This window comes from Mesorhizobium sp. M0761, assembly GCF_040320205.1.
In the GTDB taxonomy this organism is placed as follows: Bacteria; Pseudomonadota; Alphaproteobacteria; order Rhizobiales; family Rhizobiaceae; genus Mesorhizobium.
The window spans coordinates 216550-233367 of the sequence record NZ_JAMYPF010000005.1; the positions used below are offsets into that span (position 1 = coordinate 216550).

A 16818-nucleotide genomic window follows, 5' to 3' on the forward strand; every position below is an offset into this window, starting at 1 on the left:
CCTGAAAGAAAGCCGTTGATAGGCCTGCGGACGAGTTGACCGAATCGCCGTTCGCGCCGATAGGATCGATTTTATGCGCGCAGCCTTCCAAAATTCCTCCGTCATTGGTCCCACTGTCGGCTTCGTCAGGTTGCCGCATGGAGATGGACTTCCTCTTCCCGCCTATGAAAGCACCGGCGCCGCCGGCATGGATCTGCGCGCCGCGGTGCCGGAAGACCGGCCGCTGCTGATCCTGCCTGGCAAGCGCGCCTTGGTGCCGACCGGTCTGATCCTGGAAATTCCCGAAGGAATGGAAGGCCAGGTGCGGCCGCGCTCCGGCCTTGCCTTCAAGCATGGGCTGACCGTCCTCAATTCACCAGGCACGGTCGACAGCGACTATCGCGGCGAGGTTAAGGTGCTGCTGGTCAACCTCGGCGACGAGGATTTCGCGGTGACGCGCGGCATGCGCATTGCCCAGATCGTCTTTGCCGCGGTGACGCAGGTGACGGTTGAGGAGCGCTCGCTGGCCGGCGCCACGACGCGCGGCGCGGGCGGGTTCGGATCGACCGGCACCGCCTGAATGAGCATACCGAAACTGGTCATCTTCGACTGCGACGGAATCCTGGTCGACACCGAGAACCTTGCCAACCGGCGGCTTGCCGAGTGGTTTGTTGCCGCCGGTTATCCCACCACATTCGAATATTGCCGCAAATATTTTTCCGGCCGCAGCATGGCTTCGGTGCAGAAGGAAATCGAAGAGACGACCACGGTGCGGCTCGGCGCCGATTTCGTCGATCGCTGGAATGCCGGCCTGCCCGATCTGTTTGCGCATGGCGTCGAGGCGATCCCCTATGTGCGCGACTTCATCGAGGCGGTTCGCGCGGCCGGCATTCCCTATTGCGTCGCCACTTCTGCGCGTATCTCGAAGATGCACATCACGCTCGGCCAGACCGGGCTGCTGCCGCTGTTCGAGCATGCCATGTTCTCTTCGACCATGGTCAGCCGCGGCAAGCCGTTCCCGGACCTGTTCCTGCATGCGGCAAAGACCATGGGTTTTGCGCCGGCCGACTGCATCGTCATCGAGGACAGCGTTGCCGGCACGCAGGCCGGCATTGCCGCCGGCATGCGTGTCTATTCCTATCATGGCGATCCCTATTCCGACCGCGATGGCCTGGCCAGCGCCGGCGGCGTCCTGTTCGACGACATGCGCGAACTTGCCGGGCTGGTGCCGATCCACTGAAGCTGTGTTAGGTTCCGCGCGGCCAGCCTGAGGCGCCCATGCCAACGAACCTGCTTCGCTCCATCCTAAAGCGTTTCACCGTTTCATGGAAACGGCGAACCGCTCTATCTTTTTGTTTTGTTGCAATTTCCGGCCGGAAAACCGCACACACTTTTCCTGAAATTGCTCTAGCGCTTGTGCTGCTGCCGTGGCTTTGGACCGCAGCCGGCGCGCAAGCCGTCAGCTTCCCGGAATTCGGCAGCGCCATCCCCGGCCACATGGATGTGACCTATCTGGACCTCGCAAAGATGGTCATTCCCGGCCTCGCAGGTGACAGCAACGGTTTCTACCGGGGTGGATTGCCGATCGAGATGCGCCACATCGAGGGACCGGATGGCGGCGGTTCGCCGCCTGAGACATCGGGCCTCTCCAACGCCGGCGTGCTCGCCATCAAGGCCGGGGGCAAGGACCGGCTGGCGATGCTCTACGACCTCGGCGACTCTCCCGACAGCGCCGAAGGCTATGCCGTGCTGGCGCTCTACGACATCACAGACAAGCCGAAGCTGCTCGACGCCGTCAATGTCGCGCTCGACCGCGGCACCTATTTCCGTGAACCGGGCAAGCTTTCCGTTGGGCCGAACGACGACATCGTGATCACCATGAGCGCGCATTTCAATTCAAGCCAAAACTACGCGATCACGCCGCTGATCATGGTGCGCGACGACAAATTCCAATTGATCGACATGATCTTCACCTTCGATGAGAACCTGTGCGCCTACAGCCGCAAGCAGGACGTTGCTTTCCAGACGATCGCTGACGGGCAGCCTTATGCCACAGTCAAAGTGACGGTGACCGACGCCACGGTGCTCAACGGCGAGAGCTGCGACGGCCAGCCGCCCAAGCCTGAAGCCCACGCAATTTCCGTTGCCTATCATTGGGACAAGAAGACGTTGCACTACGTCAAGGATTCCGACGCGCTGGACAGATTGGCAGGAGAGAACGCCAAACGCTTCTGAGCCAACCGCATTCGTTTGCCCGGTGCATTTCTGCACGATAGAATCTGCCGATATTCCGCATCTGAAGGGAGCACTCATGGACAAGGGCAAGATCTTTCGCGACCTGCACGCCTCGACCTTCGTCATGCCCAACCCCTGGGATGTCGGCACGACCAAGCTCCTGGCCTCCTTCGGCTTCAAGGCGCTGGCGACGACCAGCGCCGGTTTTGCCTTCTCGCGCGGCCTACCCGATGGCGCAGTGACCTTCGAGGCGATGATCCACCATTGCCGCGAGCTGACGGCGGCAACCAGCCTGCCGGTGTCGGCCGATCTCGAGAAAGGCAAGGGCGACAGCGCGACGAGTGCCGCCGAGACGGTTTTTGCGGCCGAAGCGGCAGGTCTCGCCGGCTGCTCGATCGAGGACCATACCGGCGATCCCGACAAGCCCATCTATGAGTTTTCACACGCCGTCGAGCGCGTTGCAGCTGCTGCTGAAGCCGCACGGGCGCTCAAGCATGATTTCGTCTTCACCGCACGGGCCGAGAATTTCCTTTGGGGCAAACCGGATCTCGACTACACGATCAAGCGGCTGCAGGCCTTCGAAAAGGCCGGCGCCGACGTGCTCTATGCGCCGGGCCTCAAAGATGTCGAGACCATCCAGAAAGTCTGCTCGGCAGTGAGCAGGCCGGTCAACGTCATGGCACTGCCGGCCTTCACCATCGCCGACCTTGCCATGGCCGGGGTCAAGCGCATCTCGCTTGGACCCTGGCTGACCAATTTCGCCTTCGGCATGCTGGAAACCGCGGCGCGCGAGATCCAGCAGGACGGCACGTTCGGCTTCACCCGGGCCGCCATGCCGTTCGGCAAATTGCAGGTGCTGTTTTCCAAATCCTCAGGCTAGGGGTCCCGGCGCATGACGCTCACCGTCGTCGACATGCACACCGGCGGCGAGCCGCTCAGGATCGTCACCGGCGGCTATCCAGACATTCCCAAAGGCACGATCCTGGAAAAGCGCGCCTATGTGCGCGACCACCTCGACCATTTGCGCAAGCTGCTGATCTTCGAGCCGCGCGGCCACCACGACATGTATGGCGCGCTGCTGGTGGAGCCCGACCTGCCCGGCGCCGACCTCGCCGTGCTGTTCATGCACAATGAGGGCTATTCGACCATGTGCGGCCACGCCATCATCGCGCTTGGCCGCTACGCCGTCGACGAAGGCCTGGTGACCAAACAGGAGCCAATCACCATGGTCAACATCGAGGCGCCGTGCGGCTTGGTCGTCGCTTCGGTGGAGGTCAAGGACGGCAAAGCGGGATCGGTGTCGTTCGAAAGCGTGCCGGCCTTTCTGTTTGCCCATGACCAACAAATCGAATTGGGGGGATACGGCAAGATTGCGTTCGACATCGCCTATGGCGGCGCCTTCTACGCGCTGGCCGACTGCCATCAATTCGGCCTGGAGTTCGGCCGCAGCCGGGTGCGCGATTTCGTCGACGCGGCAACCGCGCTGACCGAACGGCTGAAGGCGGCGTTCCCTCTATCGCATCCCGACCATGCCGATCTCGCTTTCCTCTACGGCACCATCCTCACCGATGGACACGATGCGTTCTCCGGCGAGGCAACAAAAAACATCTGCGTCTTTGCCGATGCCGAGGTCGACCGCTCGCCGACCGGCTCCGGCGTCACCGCGCGGCTGGCCGCAATGCATGCCAAGGGTGAGATCAACCCTGGTCAGGAGCGGTCCTTCGAAAGCATCGCCGGCTCGCGCTTTTCCGGAGCGGTGGCGCGCACGACCATGGCCGGCCCGCATGATGCGATCATCGCCCGCGTCGGCGGCCGCGCCTACTATTCGGGCCGGGCGGAATTCACCGTCGAGCCGGATGACGAATTGGGACGCGGTTTTCTTCTGCGTTGATAGGCCTATCGCCCGGCGCTCTCCCGCGCGCCGACCGCCTTGTGCAGATGCACCATCATGGCGGCGGCGAAGAGCGGCGTCAGCAGGTTGAGCAGCGGCACGGCGAGAAAGGCGGCAATGAGCAGCCCGGCCAGAAACACGGTGCCGGCATGTTTCCGGCGCAACGCCCTCGCCTCATCTTCCGGGCGGAAGCGCATGGCGGCGAATTCGAAGAATTCACGTCCGAGCAGATAGCCGTTGACGATGAAGAAGGCGGCGATGTTGACGCCTGGAACCAACAGAAGGAGCAAGGCGACGATGTTGCCCAGGATGACGACGCCGAAGAATTTCACCGACAACACGAGCGAGCGCAGCGCCGGCATGGCGCGTCCGACGGGATCGGCCGGATAGTCGGTGCGCTCGACCACTTCGGCGATGTCGTCGAGAAACAGGCCCGCCACGATTGCCGTCACCGGCGCGATCAGCAGCGCCATCCCGAAGGCAAGCGCGATGGCAGCGATGATGCCGCTCAGCCATCCGGCCCAGGACGGCAGGCCGGGCAGCAAGGAGTGAACCCATGGCAGGGCCAGCCAATCGACAAGCCCGGTCAAGACGAACCACAAGGCGACCAGCGCTAGGACGGTCAAGCCCAGCGTCTTCAGGAAAACCGCGCGGAATTCGGGAGAAAACAGCCGGCTGAAGGCGGCGCGGGCAGCGTTGGAGATCACGGCGGTTTCCACCCCCAGGAACAAACGGATATCTCCGACATAGGCGGAGACCCTGTCAGCCGCAAGCCTGCTGGAGCGGGCGCAATTCCGGACGGGACTTAGAGCATGACCCCAAAAAGTGGGTACCGGTTTTGGAAAAGATCATGCCCCAACAAAGGGCTAGATCATGATGAGATTTCAACCAAATCTCATCATGATCTAGCGCGCCAGCGCCCGGGAGCGGGCGGGGATGGTCATCGCCGCAACGCCGGCGACGACGCAGCCCATCCCCCAGAACGCCGTCGGCCCCAGGCTTTCGCCGAGGAACAGGACACCGATGCCGACGCCGATCGGCACGCGCAGATAGGCCTGCGACGTCGTGCCGACCGAACCCAGCGTGTGGATGAGGCGGAAAAAGATGCAGAAGGCCAGCGCCGTGGAGAACACCGACAATGCGAACAAGGCCAGTATCGACGCCATTGAAGGCGACAGCGTCCACGGGCGGTCGAAGGCCAGGCTCAAGGGGACGAGGATGACCGCGCCGCACAGCATCGAGCCGGCGGCCGGCAGCATCGGGTCGAGTCCCCTAAAGCCGCGGCCAAAGATGGCGGCGCCGGCATAGCAGACCGTGGCGGCAATGACGGCAAGTTGCGCCCACAATTGATGGCCGAGCCCGCCAAGCGCCTGGGTGCCGACGATCAGGCAAATGCCGGCAATGCCGGCACCGACACCGAACAGCTTGCGTGCGGTCACGGATTCGTGGCGGGTGATGAGCGCGGTCAGCAGGAAGGTGAAGATCGGCGACGTCGCGTTGAGAATGGTGGCGAGGCCGGCGTCGATGGAGCGCTCGGCGGCGGCGATCAGCGTGAATGGCACGACGCTGTTGAGACAGGCCTGGACCATGAACCGCCACCAGGTCGCGCCGTCCTTGGGCATGGAAAGGCCGCGCCAGCGGATCAGCGCGAGCAGGATGGCGCCGGCGATCAGGGTGCGGGCGGCGATGAAGGTTATCGGCGGGATCGTCTCGACACCGATCTTGATGAAGGTATAGGACGCGCCCCACAGGGCGGCCAGCACGCCAAGCAGCGCCAGTTCGGTGGTCATGTCGGTCTTTGCTTGCATGCAGGGTGCTTCCAGGGCTTGATTTGAGGCCAAGCTTGTAGGCGACCCGGCGGTCAGATGCTTCGGCCACGGTCGAACTGTGATGGAGCCTCGTCCCAGGCGCGCGCGCCGGCTTGGGCCGGCAAAGGATGGAAATCGGTTGCCATTTTTCGGGGTGATGCTGTAGACCCGCCCGGGCGCGGCAGAAAGCCGGCAGGTTCCCAGGCGGAGACATTGATGCCGGATTTTGACGTGCTTTGCATCGGCAATGCCATTGTCGACATCATCGCCCAGTGCGACGACGCTTTTCTCGAGACCAACGGCATCATCAAGGGTGCGATGAACCTCATCGACACCAAGCGCGCCGAGCTGCTCTACAGCCGCATGGGGCCGGCGATCGAGGCCTCCGGCGGCAGCGCCGGCAATACGGCGGCGGGCGTCGCCAGCTTCGGCGGGCGCGCTGCCTTCTTCGGCAAGGTGTCGAACGATCCGCTCGGCGAAATCTACGCCCATGACATCCATGCCCAGGGCGTTGCCTTCGACACCAGGCCGCTCGAAGGACAGCCGCCGACGGCCCGCTCGATGATCTTCGTCACCCCCGACGGCGAGCGTTCGATGAACACCTATCTCGGCGCCTGTGTCGAACTCGGGCCGGAAGACGTCGAGGCCGACAAGGCGTCCGGCGCCAAGGTCACCTATTTCGAGGGCTATCTGTGGGATCCGCCGCGCGCCAAGGAGGCGATCCGGCAGACGGCGAAGCTCGCACACGAGGCCGGGCGCGAAGTGTCGATGACGTTGTCGGATTCGTTCTGCGTCGACCGCTACCGGGACGAGTTCCTTGAGCTGATGCGCTCGGGCACTGTCGACATCGTCTTTGCCAACAGCCACGAGATCAAGTCGCTCTACCAGACCAAATCCTTCGACGAGGCGCTGGCGGCGATCCGCAAGGACTGCAGAATTGCCGCCGTCACCCGCTCCGAAAAAGGCTCGGTGATCGTGCGCGGCGACGAGACTGTCACCATCCAGGCGACGACGATCCGCGAGCTGGTCGACACCACCGGCGCCGGCGACCTCTACGCCGCCGGTTTCCTCTACGGCTACACCTCGGGGCGCAGCCTGCAGGATTGCGGCGATCTTGGCTCGCTGGCCGCCGGGCTGGTCATCCAGCAGCTCGGGCCACGGCCGCGGCAGAACCTGCGCAGCGCGGCCCAATTGGCGGGGTTGCTGTAGGGCCGTCTTTCGGCGCGCAGCGCCGAGCCAGATGAGGGGTGCCCGCCGGTTCAGGCTGTCCGGCGCTCCGCTCAGGCGGTGCGGCGAAGGTCGTCGGACGTAGGCCCGGGTTCCAAAGCCCCGGCGGTGACCAGCCGGTTGCGGCCGCTCTTTTTGCCGATGTACATCAGTCGGTCGGCGAGCGTTATCAGCGCCTCCGAATCGGACGCTTCCGCCGGGTAGATGGCGACGCCAACGGTGCAACCAACATGGATGGCACCATTCGGCGTCGGCACCTTGATCCGCAGCTTTTCCAGGATACGTTCGGCGACGCCCACGGCCTTCTGTCGGGCCCGGCTAGCCTCTCCTGAAAACAGGAATGCGAACTCGTCTCCACCGAGCCGCGCCACGAAATCAGCGCTGCGCAGGACGGTGCGAAGCTGACCCGCCACCTCATGCAGCAGCGCGTCGCCGGCCTCGTGGCCGAGCGTGTCGTTGACCTTCTTGAACCTATCGAGGTCGATGAACAGCAGGCCGGCCGCCTGGCCGGTGCTGTCGCAGCGGTCGATCACCGACCTCAGCTCGTTGTGAAAGGCGCGCCGGTTGGGCAGGCCGGTCAATGCATCGTGGTTGGCCGAGTGGTCGCTGTGCTGCTTGGCCAGCTCGATCTCGCGCTTTTGTACGGAGAGTTCCTCATTGGCGGCCTTGAGTTCGAGCAGCAGCTCGGCGTTGAGATCCTCGACGACCTTGCGGTCGCTGATGTCGACGACGAAACCTTCCAGGAATTCCAGTTCGCCGGCCTCGTCCCAGACGCCGCCGCCGATCTCGCGGACCCAGAGCGGCTCGCCGACCTGCGGCACGATGCGGTAGTCGACGTTCCAGTTGCAGCGCGCCTCGAGCGCGGTATCGACGGCGGCATAGACGGCAGCGAGATCATCCGGGTGGATGGCCGAGACATAGTCGCGCACGGCATTTTGAATGAAGTCGCTCGGCCGATAACCGCTGACGGTGAAAATGCCGTCGCTGATGTAGAGCATGGTGTAGGACGCATCGTTGCGGCAACGGTAGAGATAACCGTCCATGCGGCCGGTGATGCTGAGCAGCGCATCCAGCCGCTCGTCGTGATAGACCCCCTGGCCGACCACAGATGCAGAAACCCCGTCATGCTTCATGGCCGCACCCCCGTTTTGGCGGTCTGAGCGCGCCGCCAATGCCATAAGGCCATAGGGGGCGAGAACGTTCCCTATAGCAGCCGAATATTATCAATCTCTTATGGGTTGGCTATTTTGCCGCCAATCAGGCTCCCGCGCTATAGGCCGCGATCGCAGCCATGTTGACGATGTCCGAATCCTTGGCGTTGAGCGAGACGATCTGGACCGGTTTGTTCAAGCCGACCAGCAGCGGGCCGATGACGGTGGAGCCGCCGAGTTCCTGCAGCATCTTGGTCGAGATCGAGGCCGAGTGGAACGCCGGCATGATCAGCACATTGGCCGGGCCGGTCAGGCGAATGAACGGGTACTGCGCCATGGCGCGGGCGTTGAGCGCCACGTCGGCGGCCATTTCGCCGTCATATTCGAAATCGACCCGGCGTTTGTCCAGGATACGCACCGCTTCCTGGACCCGCTCGGAACGTTCGCCCTGCGGGTGGCCGAAGGTCGAATAGGCAAGCATGGCGAGCCGCGGCTCGTAGCCCATGCGGCGGGCGAAGCCCGCGGCCTCCTCGGCGATGTCGGCGATCTGTTCGGCATTGGGCATGTCGTGCACGGCGGTGTCGGCGACGAGCACGGTCTTGCCCCTGGCGAGCACGATCGAGACGCCGATGACGCGGTGGCCGGGCTTGGCGTCGATGACGCGGCGGATATCGTCGAGCGCCGTGGAATAGTTGCGGGTGACGCCGGTGACGATGCCGTCGGCATCGCCCAGCGCCACCATGCAGGCAGCGAAATGGTTGCGGTCGTTGTTGATCAGCCGCTGGCAGTCGCGGAACAGGAAGCCTTTGCGCTGCATGCGCTCGTAGAGATAATCGGTGTAGATGCCGTTGCGGCGCGAAAGCCTGGCATTGATGATCTCGATGCCTTGCTTGTTCAGGTCGATGCCGGCGTGCCTGGCGTTTTCCTTGATGACGTCGTCGCGGCCAAGCAGGATCGCGGTGCCGAGCTTCTGGTTCACATAGGATACGGCGGCGCGCATCACCTGTTCTTCCTCGCCCTCGGCAAAGACGATGCGCTTGGGCTGGCGGCGGACGCGATCGTAGATGCGCTGCAAGGTCGAGGCGATCGGGTCGCGGCGGGCCGACAGCTCCTGCGCGTAGCGGTCGAGGTCGAGGATAGGCTTGCGGGCGACGCCTGACTCCATCGCCGCCTTGGCCACAGCGAGCGGGATGGCCGAGATCAGGCGCGGATCGAACGGCACCGGGATGATGTAGTTGGGGCCGAATTTCGGCCGGTTGCCCTGATAGGCGGCGGCGACATCGTCGGGCACGTCCTTGCGCGCCAGGTCGGCCAGCGCTCTCGCTGCGGCGATCTTCATGTCGTCATTGATGGTGGTGGCCCTGACATCCAGCGCACCGCGGAAGATGTAGGGGAAGCCCAGCACATTGTTGACCTGGTTGGGGTAGTCGGAACGCCCGGTGGCCATGATGGCATCGGTGCGGATTTCGGCCACTTCCTCCGGCGTGATCTCCGGGTCGGGATTGGCCATGGCGAAGATGATCGGGTTCTTGGCCATCGACTGCACCATCTTGGTGGTCAATGCGCCCTTGGCCGACAGGCCGAGGAAGACGTCGGCGCCGTCCAGCGCCTCGGCCAGGCTGCGCGTGTCGGTCTTGACCGCATGCGCCGACTTCCACTGGTTCATGCCTTCGGTGCGGCCCTGGTAGACGACGCCCTTGGTGTCGCACAGGATGATGTTCTCGGGCGCAAACCCCATCGCCTTCATCAGTTCGATGCAGGCGATACCGGCGGCGCCGGCGCCGTTGCAGACCATTTTCGTGGTCTTCATGTCGCGGCCGGTGATCTCCAGCGCGTTGATCAGCCCGGCGGCCGAGATGATGGCGGTGCCGTGCTGGTCGTCATGGAAGACCGGGATGTCCATCAATTCACGCAGGCGCTGCTCGATGATGAAGCATTCCGGCGCCTTGATGTCTTCCAGGTTGATGCCGCCGAAGGACGGGCCGAGAAAGCGCACGCAGTTGATGAATTCGTCGGCATCCTCGGTGTCGACCTCGAGGTCGATGGAATCGACATCGGCGAAGCGCTTGAACAGCACCGCCTTGCCTTCCATCACCGGCTTGGAGGCCAACGCGCCGAGATTGCCGAGGCCGAGAATGGCGGTGCCGTTGGAGATGACGGCGACCATGTTGCCGCGCGTCGTGTAGTCGAAAGCGCGGCTGGGGTCTTCGGCAATGGCCAGCACAGGAACCGCGACACCCGGCGAATAGGCGAGGCTCAGATCGCGCTGCGTCGCCATCGGCTTGGTGGCGACGATCTCCAGCTTGCCGGGGCGGCCCATGGCGTGGAATTCCAGCGCCTCCTCGGCGCTGACGGAGGGGCCGCTGTTTTCGGTTTTCTTGGCCATGATGCTTTTGATTTCCTCGCCGGTGCCGCACCCTTGAGACGGGTGTGTGTTTTTGAAACTTCTGAATCAAGGCTACACGCCACCGCTGTAAACCGCCAAGCAATCTTCACGCCCGCAGCGAAATCTCCCGAAGTCGAACGGCGTCACGTCGGCTCTGGCTCGCTGACGAAGGCAGCGATTTCGCGCACCGTTCCCCGTCGCATCATGCCGTCTGTGCCGGGGAAAGGCCACGTCTCGATGGGTGGCGCACGGCTTCCCTTGCGCCGCAGCAATGCAGTCAGGAACGCCATGAGTTCGATGCGCTGGGCGTGAACCTTCTCCAGCGTGCGGCGGCGGATGTGCTGACGCGGTATGGCACGATCTCGCAGCGTCTCGACGGCGCGGCGAATGGCAGCCGGTTCCGGATCGGCGACGATGCAATAATCCGGATCGAAATAGACGTCGCGACCGCCAAGGCTCGGCGTACTGACGATCGGCAGGCCGGCCATCAGATATTCCATCGAGGAGTACATCGCTCCTTCCACGGCCGACAGGCACAGCCCGACGGCGGCCTGGTTGTAGACGCGGTTGACCTGTTGCGCCGTCAGCTTGCCCGGCCAGCCGTCGACGAGCGGATTGGCGATCTGGTGGAGCGGCGAACGCGCCTGCAGTCGCCGAACAAAGGCGCGGGCGGCAACCGGCGGCAATTCGCCGATCGAATAGGTGATGTGGGCCAGCCGCTCTATGTCGAAGGCCAGGTGATGGCGTTTGATCGGCGAGATGCGGCCATTGTAGACCGCGTCGAATTCGACCGGCACGTCCGGCAGCGGCCGGAATATATCCTCCGACACCATCAGATTGTGGTTGGAGAAGATGGCATTGCCGCCCGCAGCCGCGACGAGACGGCGCTCTTCCTCGGTGTTGCACAGGAAGATGATTTCGTGCAGCGGAAACCGGCCGGCATACCAGGCGAGATCGCGGCCCATCCGGGCGATGACAGCCGGCCGCTCCATGGTCCAGGTCTGCATCGTCAGGAAGGTGACGCGCCGTCCCGCCAGGCGCCGGCCAAGGGCCGCCAGCGGATAGAGCGGACGGGCTCCGCCAATCGGGACATAGAGCACCAGCGGGTCGCGGCTGAGCACATGCAGCGACATCTCGATGCCGCTATCGAGATCGGACAGCGGTCCCCGTGTCGGCAGGAGGAAGGGGACGCGCTTGCGCACTGTCCCCCTAAGCTTGCTTTTGGTGCGGTGGACGCGCCGCGCCGCCAACAGCAGCAGGCGCTCAAGCGCCGATCCAGCCGGACCGACCAGCTCTTCGAACGCCTCCTGTTTGTCCTGATCCATGCCGCTTATCCCCGCCATGGCGATCATAAGGTCTGGTTGGCGCCCGAAGCAACCAACGGCTTCACCCGGCGTAGAGGGAGCACAAGCCGCCGTCGAGGCCGGTCGTCCCCTGCTTTTCGGGCCGCCGGCATTAAACCCCGCACCCACATCTGCTAGCGTGCGGGCATGAACATGCACACTTCAGCAGAAACCGACGCCCCCGAGGTGACACCGCCTGCGCCCGTCGGCAGCGTCACGCCGATGATGGAGCAATATATCGAGATCAAGGCGGCGAACCCGGATTCTCTGCTGTTCTACCGCATGGGCGATTTCTACGAGCTGTTCTTCGACGACGCCGAAAAGGCGAGCAAGGCGCTGGGCATCGTCCTGACCAAGCGCGGCAAGCACCAGGGTAACGACATTCCGATGTGCGGCGTGCCGGTGCATGCGGCCGACGAATATCTGCAAAAGCTGATCGGCCAAGGTTTTCGCGTTGCCGTCTGCGAGCAGATCGAGGACCCGGCGGAAGCCAGGAAGCGCGGCGGCAAATCGGTGGTGCGCCGCGACGTCGTGCGGCTGGTGACGCCCGGCACCATCACCGAGGATAAATTGCTGGCGCCGTCGGAATCGAGCTTCCTGATGGCGCTAGGGCGGGTGAAGGGCGGCAACAGCGGTGACGCCTTCGCCATGGCCTGGATCGAGATCTCGACCGGCGTCTTCCGCGTCGCCGAAACCACGGCCGACCGCCTGCTGGCCGATGTCTTCCGCGTCGACCCGCGCGAGCTGATCGTCGCCGAGCCGGTGTTTTACGATCCCGAGCTGAAGCCGGTGTTCGACGTCATCGGCCGCGTCGCCAGCCCGCAGCCGCCGTCGCTTTTCGATTCGGCTTCGGCAGCGGGGCGGATCGCGCGCTTCTTCGAAGTGGCGACGCCTGACAGTTTCGGTGCCTTCTCGCGCGCCGAATTGTCGGCGATCTCGGGCGCCATCGCCTACGTCGAAAAGACGCAGAAGGCCGAGCGGCCGCCTTTGTCGCGTCCCGAACGCGAGGAGCAGGGCTCGACGCTGTTCATCGATCCTGCGACACGCGGCAATCTGGAACTGTTGCGCACGCTGTCGGGCAGCCGCGACGGCTCGCTGTTCAAGGCTATAGACCGCACGGTCACCGGCGGCGGCGCCAGGCTGCTCGCCGACCGGCTGATGGCGCCGCTGACCGATCCGGCGGCGATTGCCGCCCGGCTTGATTCGGTATCGTTCTTCCGCGCCGAGACGCGGCTCTGCCAGGCGGTGCGGTCAAGCCTGAAGAGCGTCGCCGACATGCCGCGAGCGCTGTCGCGGTTGGCGCTCAACCGCGGCGGCCCGCGCGACCTCGGCGCGCTGCGTGCCGGCTTCGAAGCGGCGGCCACCATTGCCGAACTGTTCGGAACGACCGTCCTGCCCGCTGAGCTGACCGCGGCACTTGCCGCGATAAAGGCGCTGCCGCGCGCGCTGGCCGAGCATCTGACCCAGGCTCTTGGCGAGGAACTGCCGCTGCTGAGGCGCGACGGCGGCTTCGTGCGCGGCGGCTACCATGCCGAACTCGACGAAATGCGGGCGCTGCGCGACGAATCGCGCAAGGTGATCGCCGGACTGGAGCGCTCGCTGATCGAGGAGACCGGCATCCGCTCGCTGAAAATCCGGCACAACAATGTGCTGGGCTATTACATCGAGGTGACGGCCAACCACCATTCAATCATGACCGGAAGCGACGGCGCCAAGGCGCGCTTCATCCACCGCCAGACCATGGCCAATGCCATGCGTTTCACCACGACCGAACTTGCCGAACTCGAGACCAAGATCGCCAATGCCGCCGACCGGGCGCTGAGCATCGAGCTTGCCGCTTTCGATACGCTGACGGCTGAGGCGGTCGGCGAGGCGCAGAAGATCCGCGCCGGCGCCGATGCGCTCGCCGTGCTCGACGTGTCGGCGGCGCTCGCGCTGTTGTCGGAGAGCGAAGCCTGGTGCCGGCCGCTGGTCGATTCCAGCCTTGCCTTCGACATTTCGGGCGGGCGCCATCCTGTGGTGGAACAGGCGCTGCGGCGTTCGGGCGAAGGGCCGTTCGTCGCCAATGATTGCGATCTGTCGCCGCAAGACGGGGCCAAGGCCGGCGCGATCTGGCTGCTCACCGGTCCGAATATGGGCGGTAAGTCGACCTTCCTGCGGCAAAACGCACTGATCGCCATCCTCGCCCAAACCGGTTCCTTCGTGCCGGCGACATCGGCCCATATCGGCGTCGTCGACCGGTTGTTCTCGCGCGTCGGCGCCTCGGACGATCTGGCGCGTGGCCGCTCCACCTTTATGGTCGAGATGGTCGAGACGGCGGCGATCCTCAACCAGGCCGGTGAGCGGGCGCTGGTGATCCTCGACGAAATCGGCCGCGGCACCGCCACTTTCGATGGCCTGTCGATCGCCTGGGCGGCGGTCGAGTACCTGCACGAGAAGAACCGCTGCCGGGCGATCTTTGCCACCCATTTCCACGAGATGACGGCGCTGTCCGGCAAACTGCCGCGCCTTTCCAACGTCACCATGCGGGTCAAGGAATGGGAAGGCGACGTCGTCTTCCTGCACGAGGTCGGCAAGGGTGCCGCCGATCGCTCCTATGGCGTTCAGGTCGCTCGCCTTGCCGGTCTGCCGGAAGCGGTGGTCGGCCGCGCCAAAGAGGTGCTGCATCAGCTCGAGGAAGGCGATGTCTCCGGCAAGGCCAACCGACTGGTCGACGATCTGCCGCTGTTTTCGGTGGCAATGAAGCGGGAAGCGGCAAAGCCTGCGAAGAGCGACGCATTGGGCGCAGCGCTGGGTGAGATCAATCCAGACGAGATGACGCCGCGCGAGGCGCTGGAAGCGCTCTACCGGCTGAAGGGGCTGGCGGGGAAAACCTAGCCCGATTTCGGCCTTGACCAATTGTACCGATTGGTACAATGCTCGCCATCGCCTTTGCCGATGGGAGAATGACATGAGCCGTCCGCCGCTGCCGCCCTTCACCGCCGAGACCGCCGCGCAGAAGGCTCGGCTTGCCGAAGACGCCTGGAACAGCCGCGATCCCGAACGGGTTTCGCTCGCCTATACGCAAGACAGCACCTGGCGCAACCGCGCCGAGTTCGTCTCGGGCAGAAATGAGATCGTCTCCTTCCTCACGCGCAAATGGGCTCGCGAGCTCGACTACCGCCTGATCAAGGAGGTCTGGACCTGGAACGACAACCGCATCGCGGTGCGCTTTGCCTATGAATGGCGCGACGACAGTGGCCACTGGTTCCGCTCCTACGGCAATGAGAATTGGGAATTCGACGCGGCCGGGCTGATGCGTAGGCGCGTCGCCAGCATCAACGACCTGCCGATCGCCGAGGGTGAGCGCAAATATCACTGGCCGCTCGGCCGCCGACCGGACGACCATCCCGGCCTGTCCGAACTCGGATTTTAGAATATGATCCCTAGAGCTGTGTCGCGGTTTTCGGCAAAGATCATGCTCAAGCGGAAAAACTAGCGCATGCGCAGGATCGCGCCCGATCGCGCCGATTTGCTCTCCATCATCGGCGAGGTTTTCCGCGAACACGGCTATGAAGGGGCGAGCCTGGCGCGGATCGGTGCGGCGACCGGCCTAGGCAAAGGCAGCCTTTACCACTTCTTCCCCGGCGGCAAGGAAGAGATGGCGGCGGCTGTCATTGCCCATATAAATGGCTGGTTCGAGGAGAATGTCTTCGTGCCGTTGCAGGACAGGGCCTACCCTCGCACGGGTATCGATCGGATGTTCGAAGCGACCGACAGCTATTTCCGCTCGGGACGCCGGGTGTGCCTGATCGGCGCCTTCGCGCTGGACGAATCCCGCGACCTCTTCGCCATTGCGATCAAAAGCTATTTCGGCCGCTGGGTGGCGCATCTTGCCGAAGCGCTGACCCGAAGCGGGCACAGCGCTGCCAGGGCGGACGAACTCGCCGAAGAAACGGTCGGCGCCATCCAGGGCGCGCTCACGCTGGCGCGCGCCTTCGACGACACCGCAGTGTTTTCGCGCGCGTTGCGACGGGCGCGGGCGGCGCTCGGCTAGAGTGCTACAAGGGCTCGAAGCGGAAAGCCGTCTCGGTTCGAAAAACCCGGCCGACGCCGGGCGAATCAAGATGCGCGCCGGCGACGTAGCAGTCGTGTTGGCCGCAAGCGCCAGCATTTGCAACCGGCTTGCCCTCGCCTGCTGCTGGTCTGCGTCGAATTCCCACGTGATCTCGGGTCGATCGAATTGAAGCGACGGCACATGTACGATGTCGCCCCAGATCAACAGTGTTTCGCCTGCGCTCACAACGCGAAAGCAAGTGTGGCCGGCTTCATGGCCAGCGGAGCCGATCGTATCGATGTCAGCGCTGACGCGCTGTCCAGCATCGAGAGGCTGGGCGCGATCGTGGAAGCGTTCCAGCCTCGCCACGTCGCGAAACATGCCGAGCTCAGCGCGCGGGACAAGCAGCCGAGAGAGCTGCGGGAAGCCGTCGCCACCATCGGAAAGGATGAGCCCGTGTATATGGTCGAGATGGGTGTGGGTGAAAGCAACAGTCCGAATCCGCTCGGTGGCGATCTTCGCCTCGCGCAGCGCCTCGGGCAGGTGCCCCATTGTCGGGTGCCAGGCGTTCGAAGCCCCTGTGTCGATCAGCGTGATGTCGTCGCCGTCATCGATGGCGAAGGCGTTGACCGACAGCCTGAGCGCACCGTCGACGAGCGGTACATGCGAGGGCAGGTTGTCACCGAATGTCCGGTCTCCGGGCTGGCGCAGCCGCCTGATTGGCATGTCGACGTAACCGTCGCGCAGCGACGTGACCGTCAT

14 protein-coding genes and 1 pseudogene are annotated in these 16818 nt (G+C 64.2%); 9 read left to right on the forward strand and 6 right to left on the reverse strand.

Annotated features, from left to right (window positions below):
* The first annotated feature begins 73 nt into the window (after positions 1-73).
* The 5 genes from dut (at position 74) to NKI32_RS10790 (ending at position 4105) form a co-directional block, all read left to right on the forward strand.
* Positions 74-559: a dUTP diphosphatase gene (gene dut / locus NKI32_RS10770; protein WP_023698959.1), complete on the forward strand. Its 486-nt coding sequence runs from the start codon at positions 74-76 to the stop codon at positions 557-559.
* Entirely contained in the window at positions 560-1219 is a 660-nt protein-coding gene (locus NKI32_RS10775; RefSeq protein ID WP_023831176.1) for an HAD family hydrolase, read from the forward strand.
* 176 nt (positions 1220-1395) lie between these two features.
* Entirely contained in the window at positions 1396-2214 is an 819-nt protein-coding gene (locus NKI32_RS10780; RefSeq protein WP_353002594.1) for a hypothetical protein, read from the forward strand.
* Between the two features lie 76 nt (positions 2215-2290).
* A complete protein-coding gene (locus NKI32_RS10785; RefSeq protein WP_353002595.1) occupies positions 2291-3094 on the forward strand; it encodes an isocitrate lyase/PEP mutase family protein in 804 nt (267 codons plus the stop codon).
* Between the two features lie 12 nt (positions 3095-3106).
* On the forward strand, positions 3107-4105 hold the full coding sequence (locus NKI32_RS10790; RefSeq protein WP_353002596.1) for a proline racemase family protein: 999 nt from the start codon (positions 3107-3109) through the stop codon (positions 4103-4105).
* Positions 4106-4110: 5 nt separating this feature from the next.
* On the opposite strand, the gene NKI32_RS10795 is transcribed toward NKI32_RS10790, so the two are convergent.
* Together NKI32_RS10795 and NKI32_RS10800 are read right to left on the reverse strand one after the other, a co-directional pair.
* The gene (locus NKI32_RS10795; protein ID WP_352913259.1) at positions 4111-4812 is read right to left on the reverse strand and encodes a sulfate transporter family protein; all 702 of its coding nucleotides are present in this window, start codon (positions 4810-4812) and stop codon (positions 4111-4113) included.
* 198 nt (positions 4813-5010) lie between these two features.
* Positions 5011-5913, reverse strand: coding sequence for a DMT family transporter (locus NKI32_RS10800; RefSeq protein WP_353002597.1), 903 nt, complete (start codon positions 5911-5913; stop codon positions 5011-5013).
* 216 nt (positions 5914-6129) lie between these two features.
* Between NKI32_RS10800 and NKI32_RS10805 the strand changes: the two genes are divergently transcribed.
* Positions 6130-7122: an adenosine kinase gene (locus NKI32_RS10805; protein ID WP_023738127.1), complete on the forward strand. Its 993-nt coding sequence runs from the start codon at positions 6130-6132 to the stop codon at positions 7120-7122.
* Between the two features lie 71 nt (positions 7123-7193).
* Here NKI32_RS10805 and NKI32_RS10810 read toward each other — a convergent pair whose 3' ends face one another.
* The 3 genes from NKI32_RS10810 to NKI32_RS10820 all read right to left on the reverse strand — a co-directional run bounded on the left by NKI32_RS10810 (position 7194) and on the right by NKI32_RS10820 (position 12002).
* Complete coding sequence (locus NKI32_RS10810) at positions 7194-8273, reverse strand: GGDEF domain-containing protein (protein WP_023685126.1); 1080 nt, start codon at positions 8271-8273, stop codon at positions 7194-7196.
* A gap of 124 nt (positions 8274-8397) precedes the next feature.
* On the reverse strand, positions 8398-10677 hold the full coding sequence (locus NKI32_RS10815) for an NADP-dependent malic enzyme (protein WP_023685127.1): 2280 nt from the start codon (positions 10675-10677) through the stop codon (positions 8398-8400).
* A 143-nt stretch (positions 10678-10820) separates the two neighbouring features.
* Positions 10821-12002 carry a glycosyltransferase family protein gene (locus tag NKI32_RS10820; protein ID WP_032891613.1) on the reverse strand — a complete coding sequence of 394 codons (1182 nt, stop codon included), beginning with the start codon at positions 12000-12002 and terminating at the stop codon, positions 10821-10823.
* A 165-nt stretch (positions 12003-12167) separates the two neighbouring features.
* Here NKI32_RS10820 and mutS point away from each other — a divergent pair, with 165 nt between their 5' ends.
* The 3 genes from mutS (at position 12168) to NKI32_RS10835 (ending at position 16056) form a co-directional block, all read left to right on the forward strand.
* Positions 12168-14897: a DNA mismatch repair protein MutS gene (gene mutS / locus NKI32_RS10825; protein ID WP_023708202.1), complete on the forward strand. Its 2730-nt coding sequence runs from the start codon at positions 12168-12170 to the stop codon at positions 14895-14897.
* A gap of 73 nt (positions 14898-14970) precedes the next feature.
* Positions 14971-15435: a nuclear transport factor 2 family protein gene (locus tag NKI32_RS10830; protein ID WP_023685130.1), complete on the forward strand. Its 465-nt coding sequence runs from the start codon at positions 14971-14973 to the stop codon at positions 15433-15435.
* Positions 15436-15501: 66 nt separating this feature from the next.
* The gene (locus tag NKI32_RS10835) at positions 15502-16056 is read left to right on the forward strand and encodes a TetR/AcrR family transcriptional regulator (RefSeq protein ID WP_023755661.1); all 555 of its coding nucleotides are present in this window, start codon (positions 15502-15504) and stop codon (positions 16054-16056) included.
* 162 nt (positions 16057-16218) lie between these two features.
* Here the strand turns inward: NKI32_RS10835 and NKI32_RS10840 are convergent.
* Positions 16219-16818 (reverse strand): annotated as a pseudogene (locus NKI32_RS10840) (MBL fold metallo-hydrolase); the annotation flags it as partial.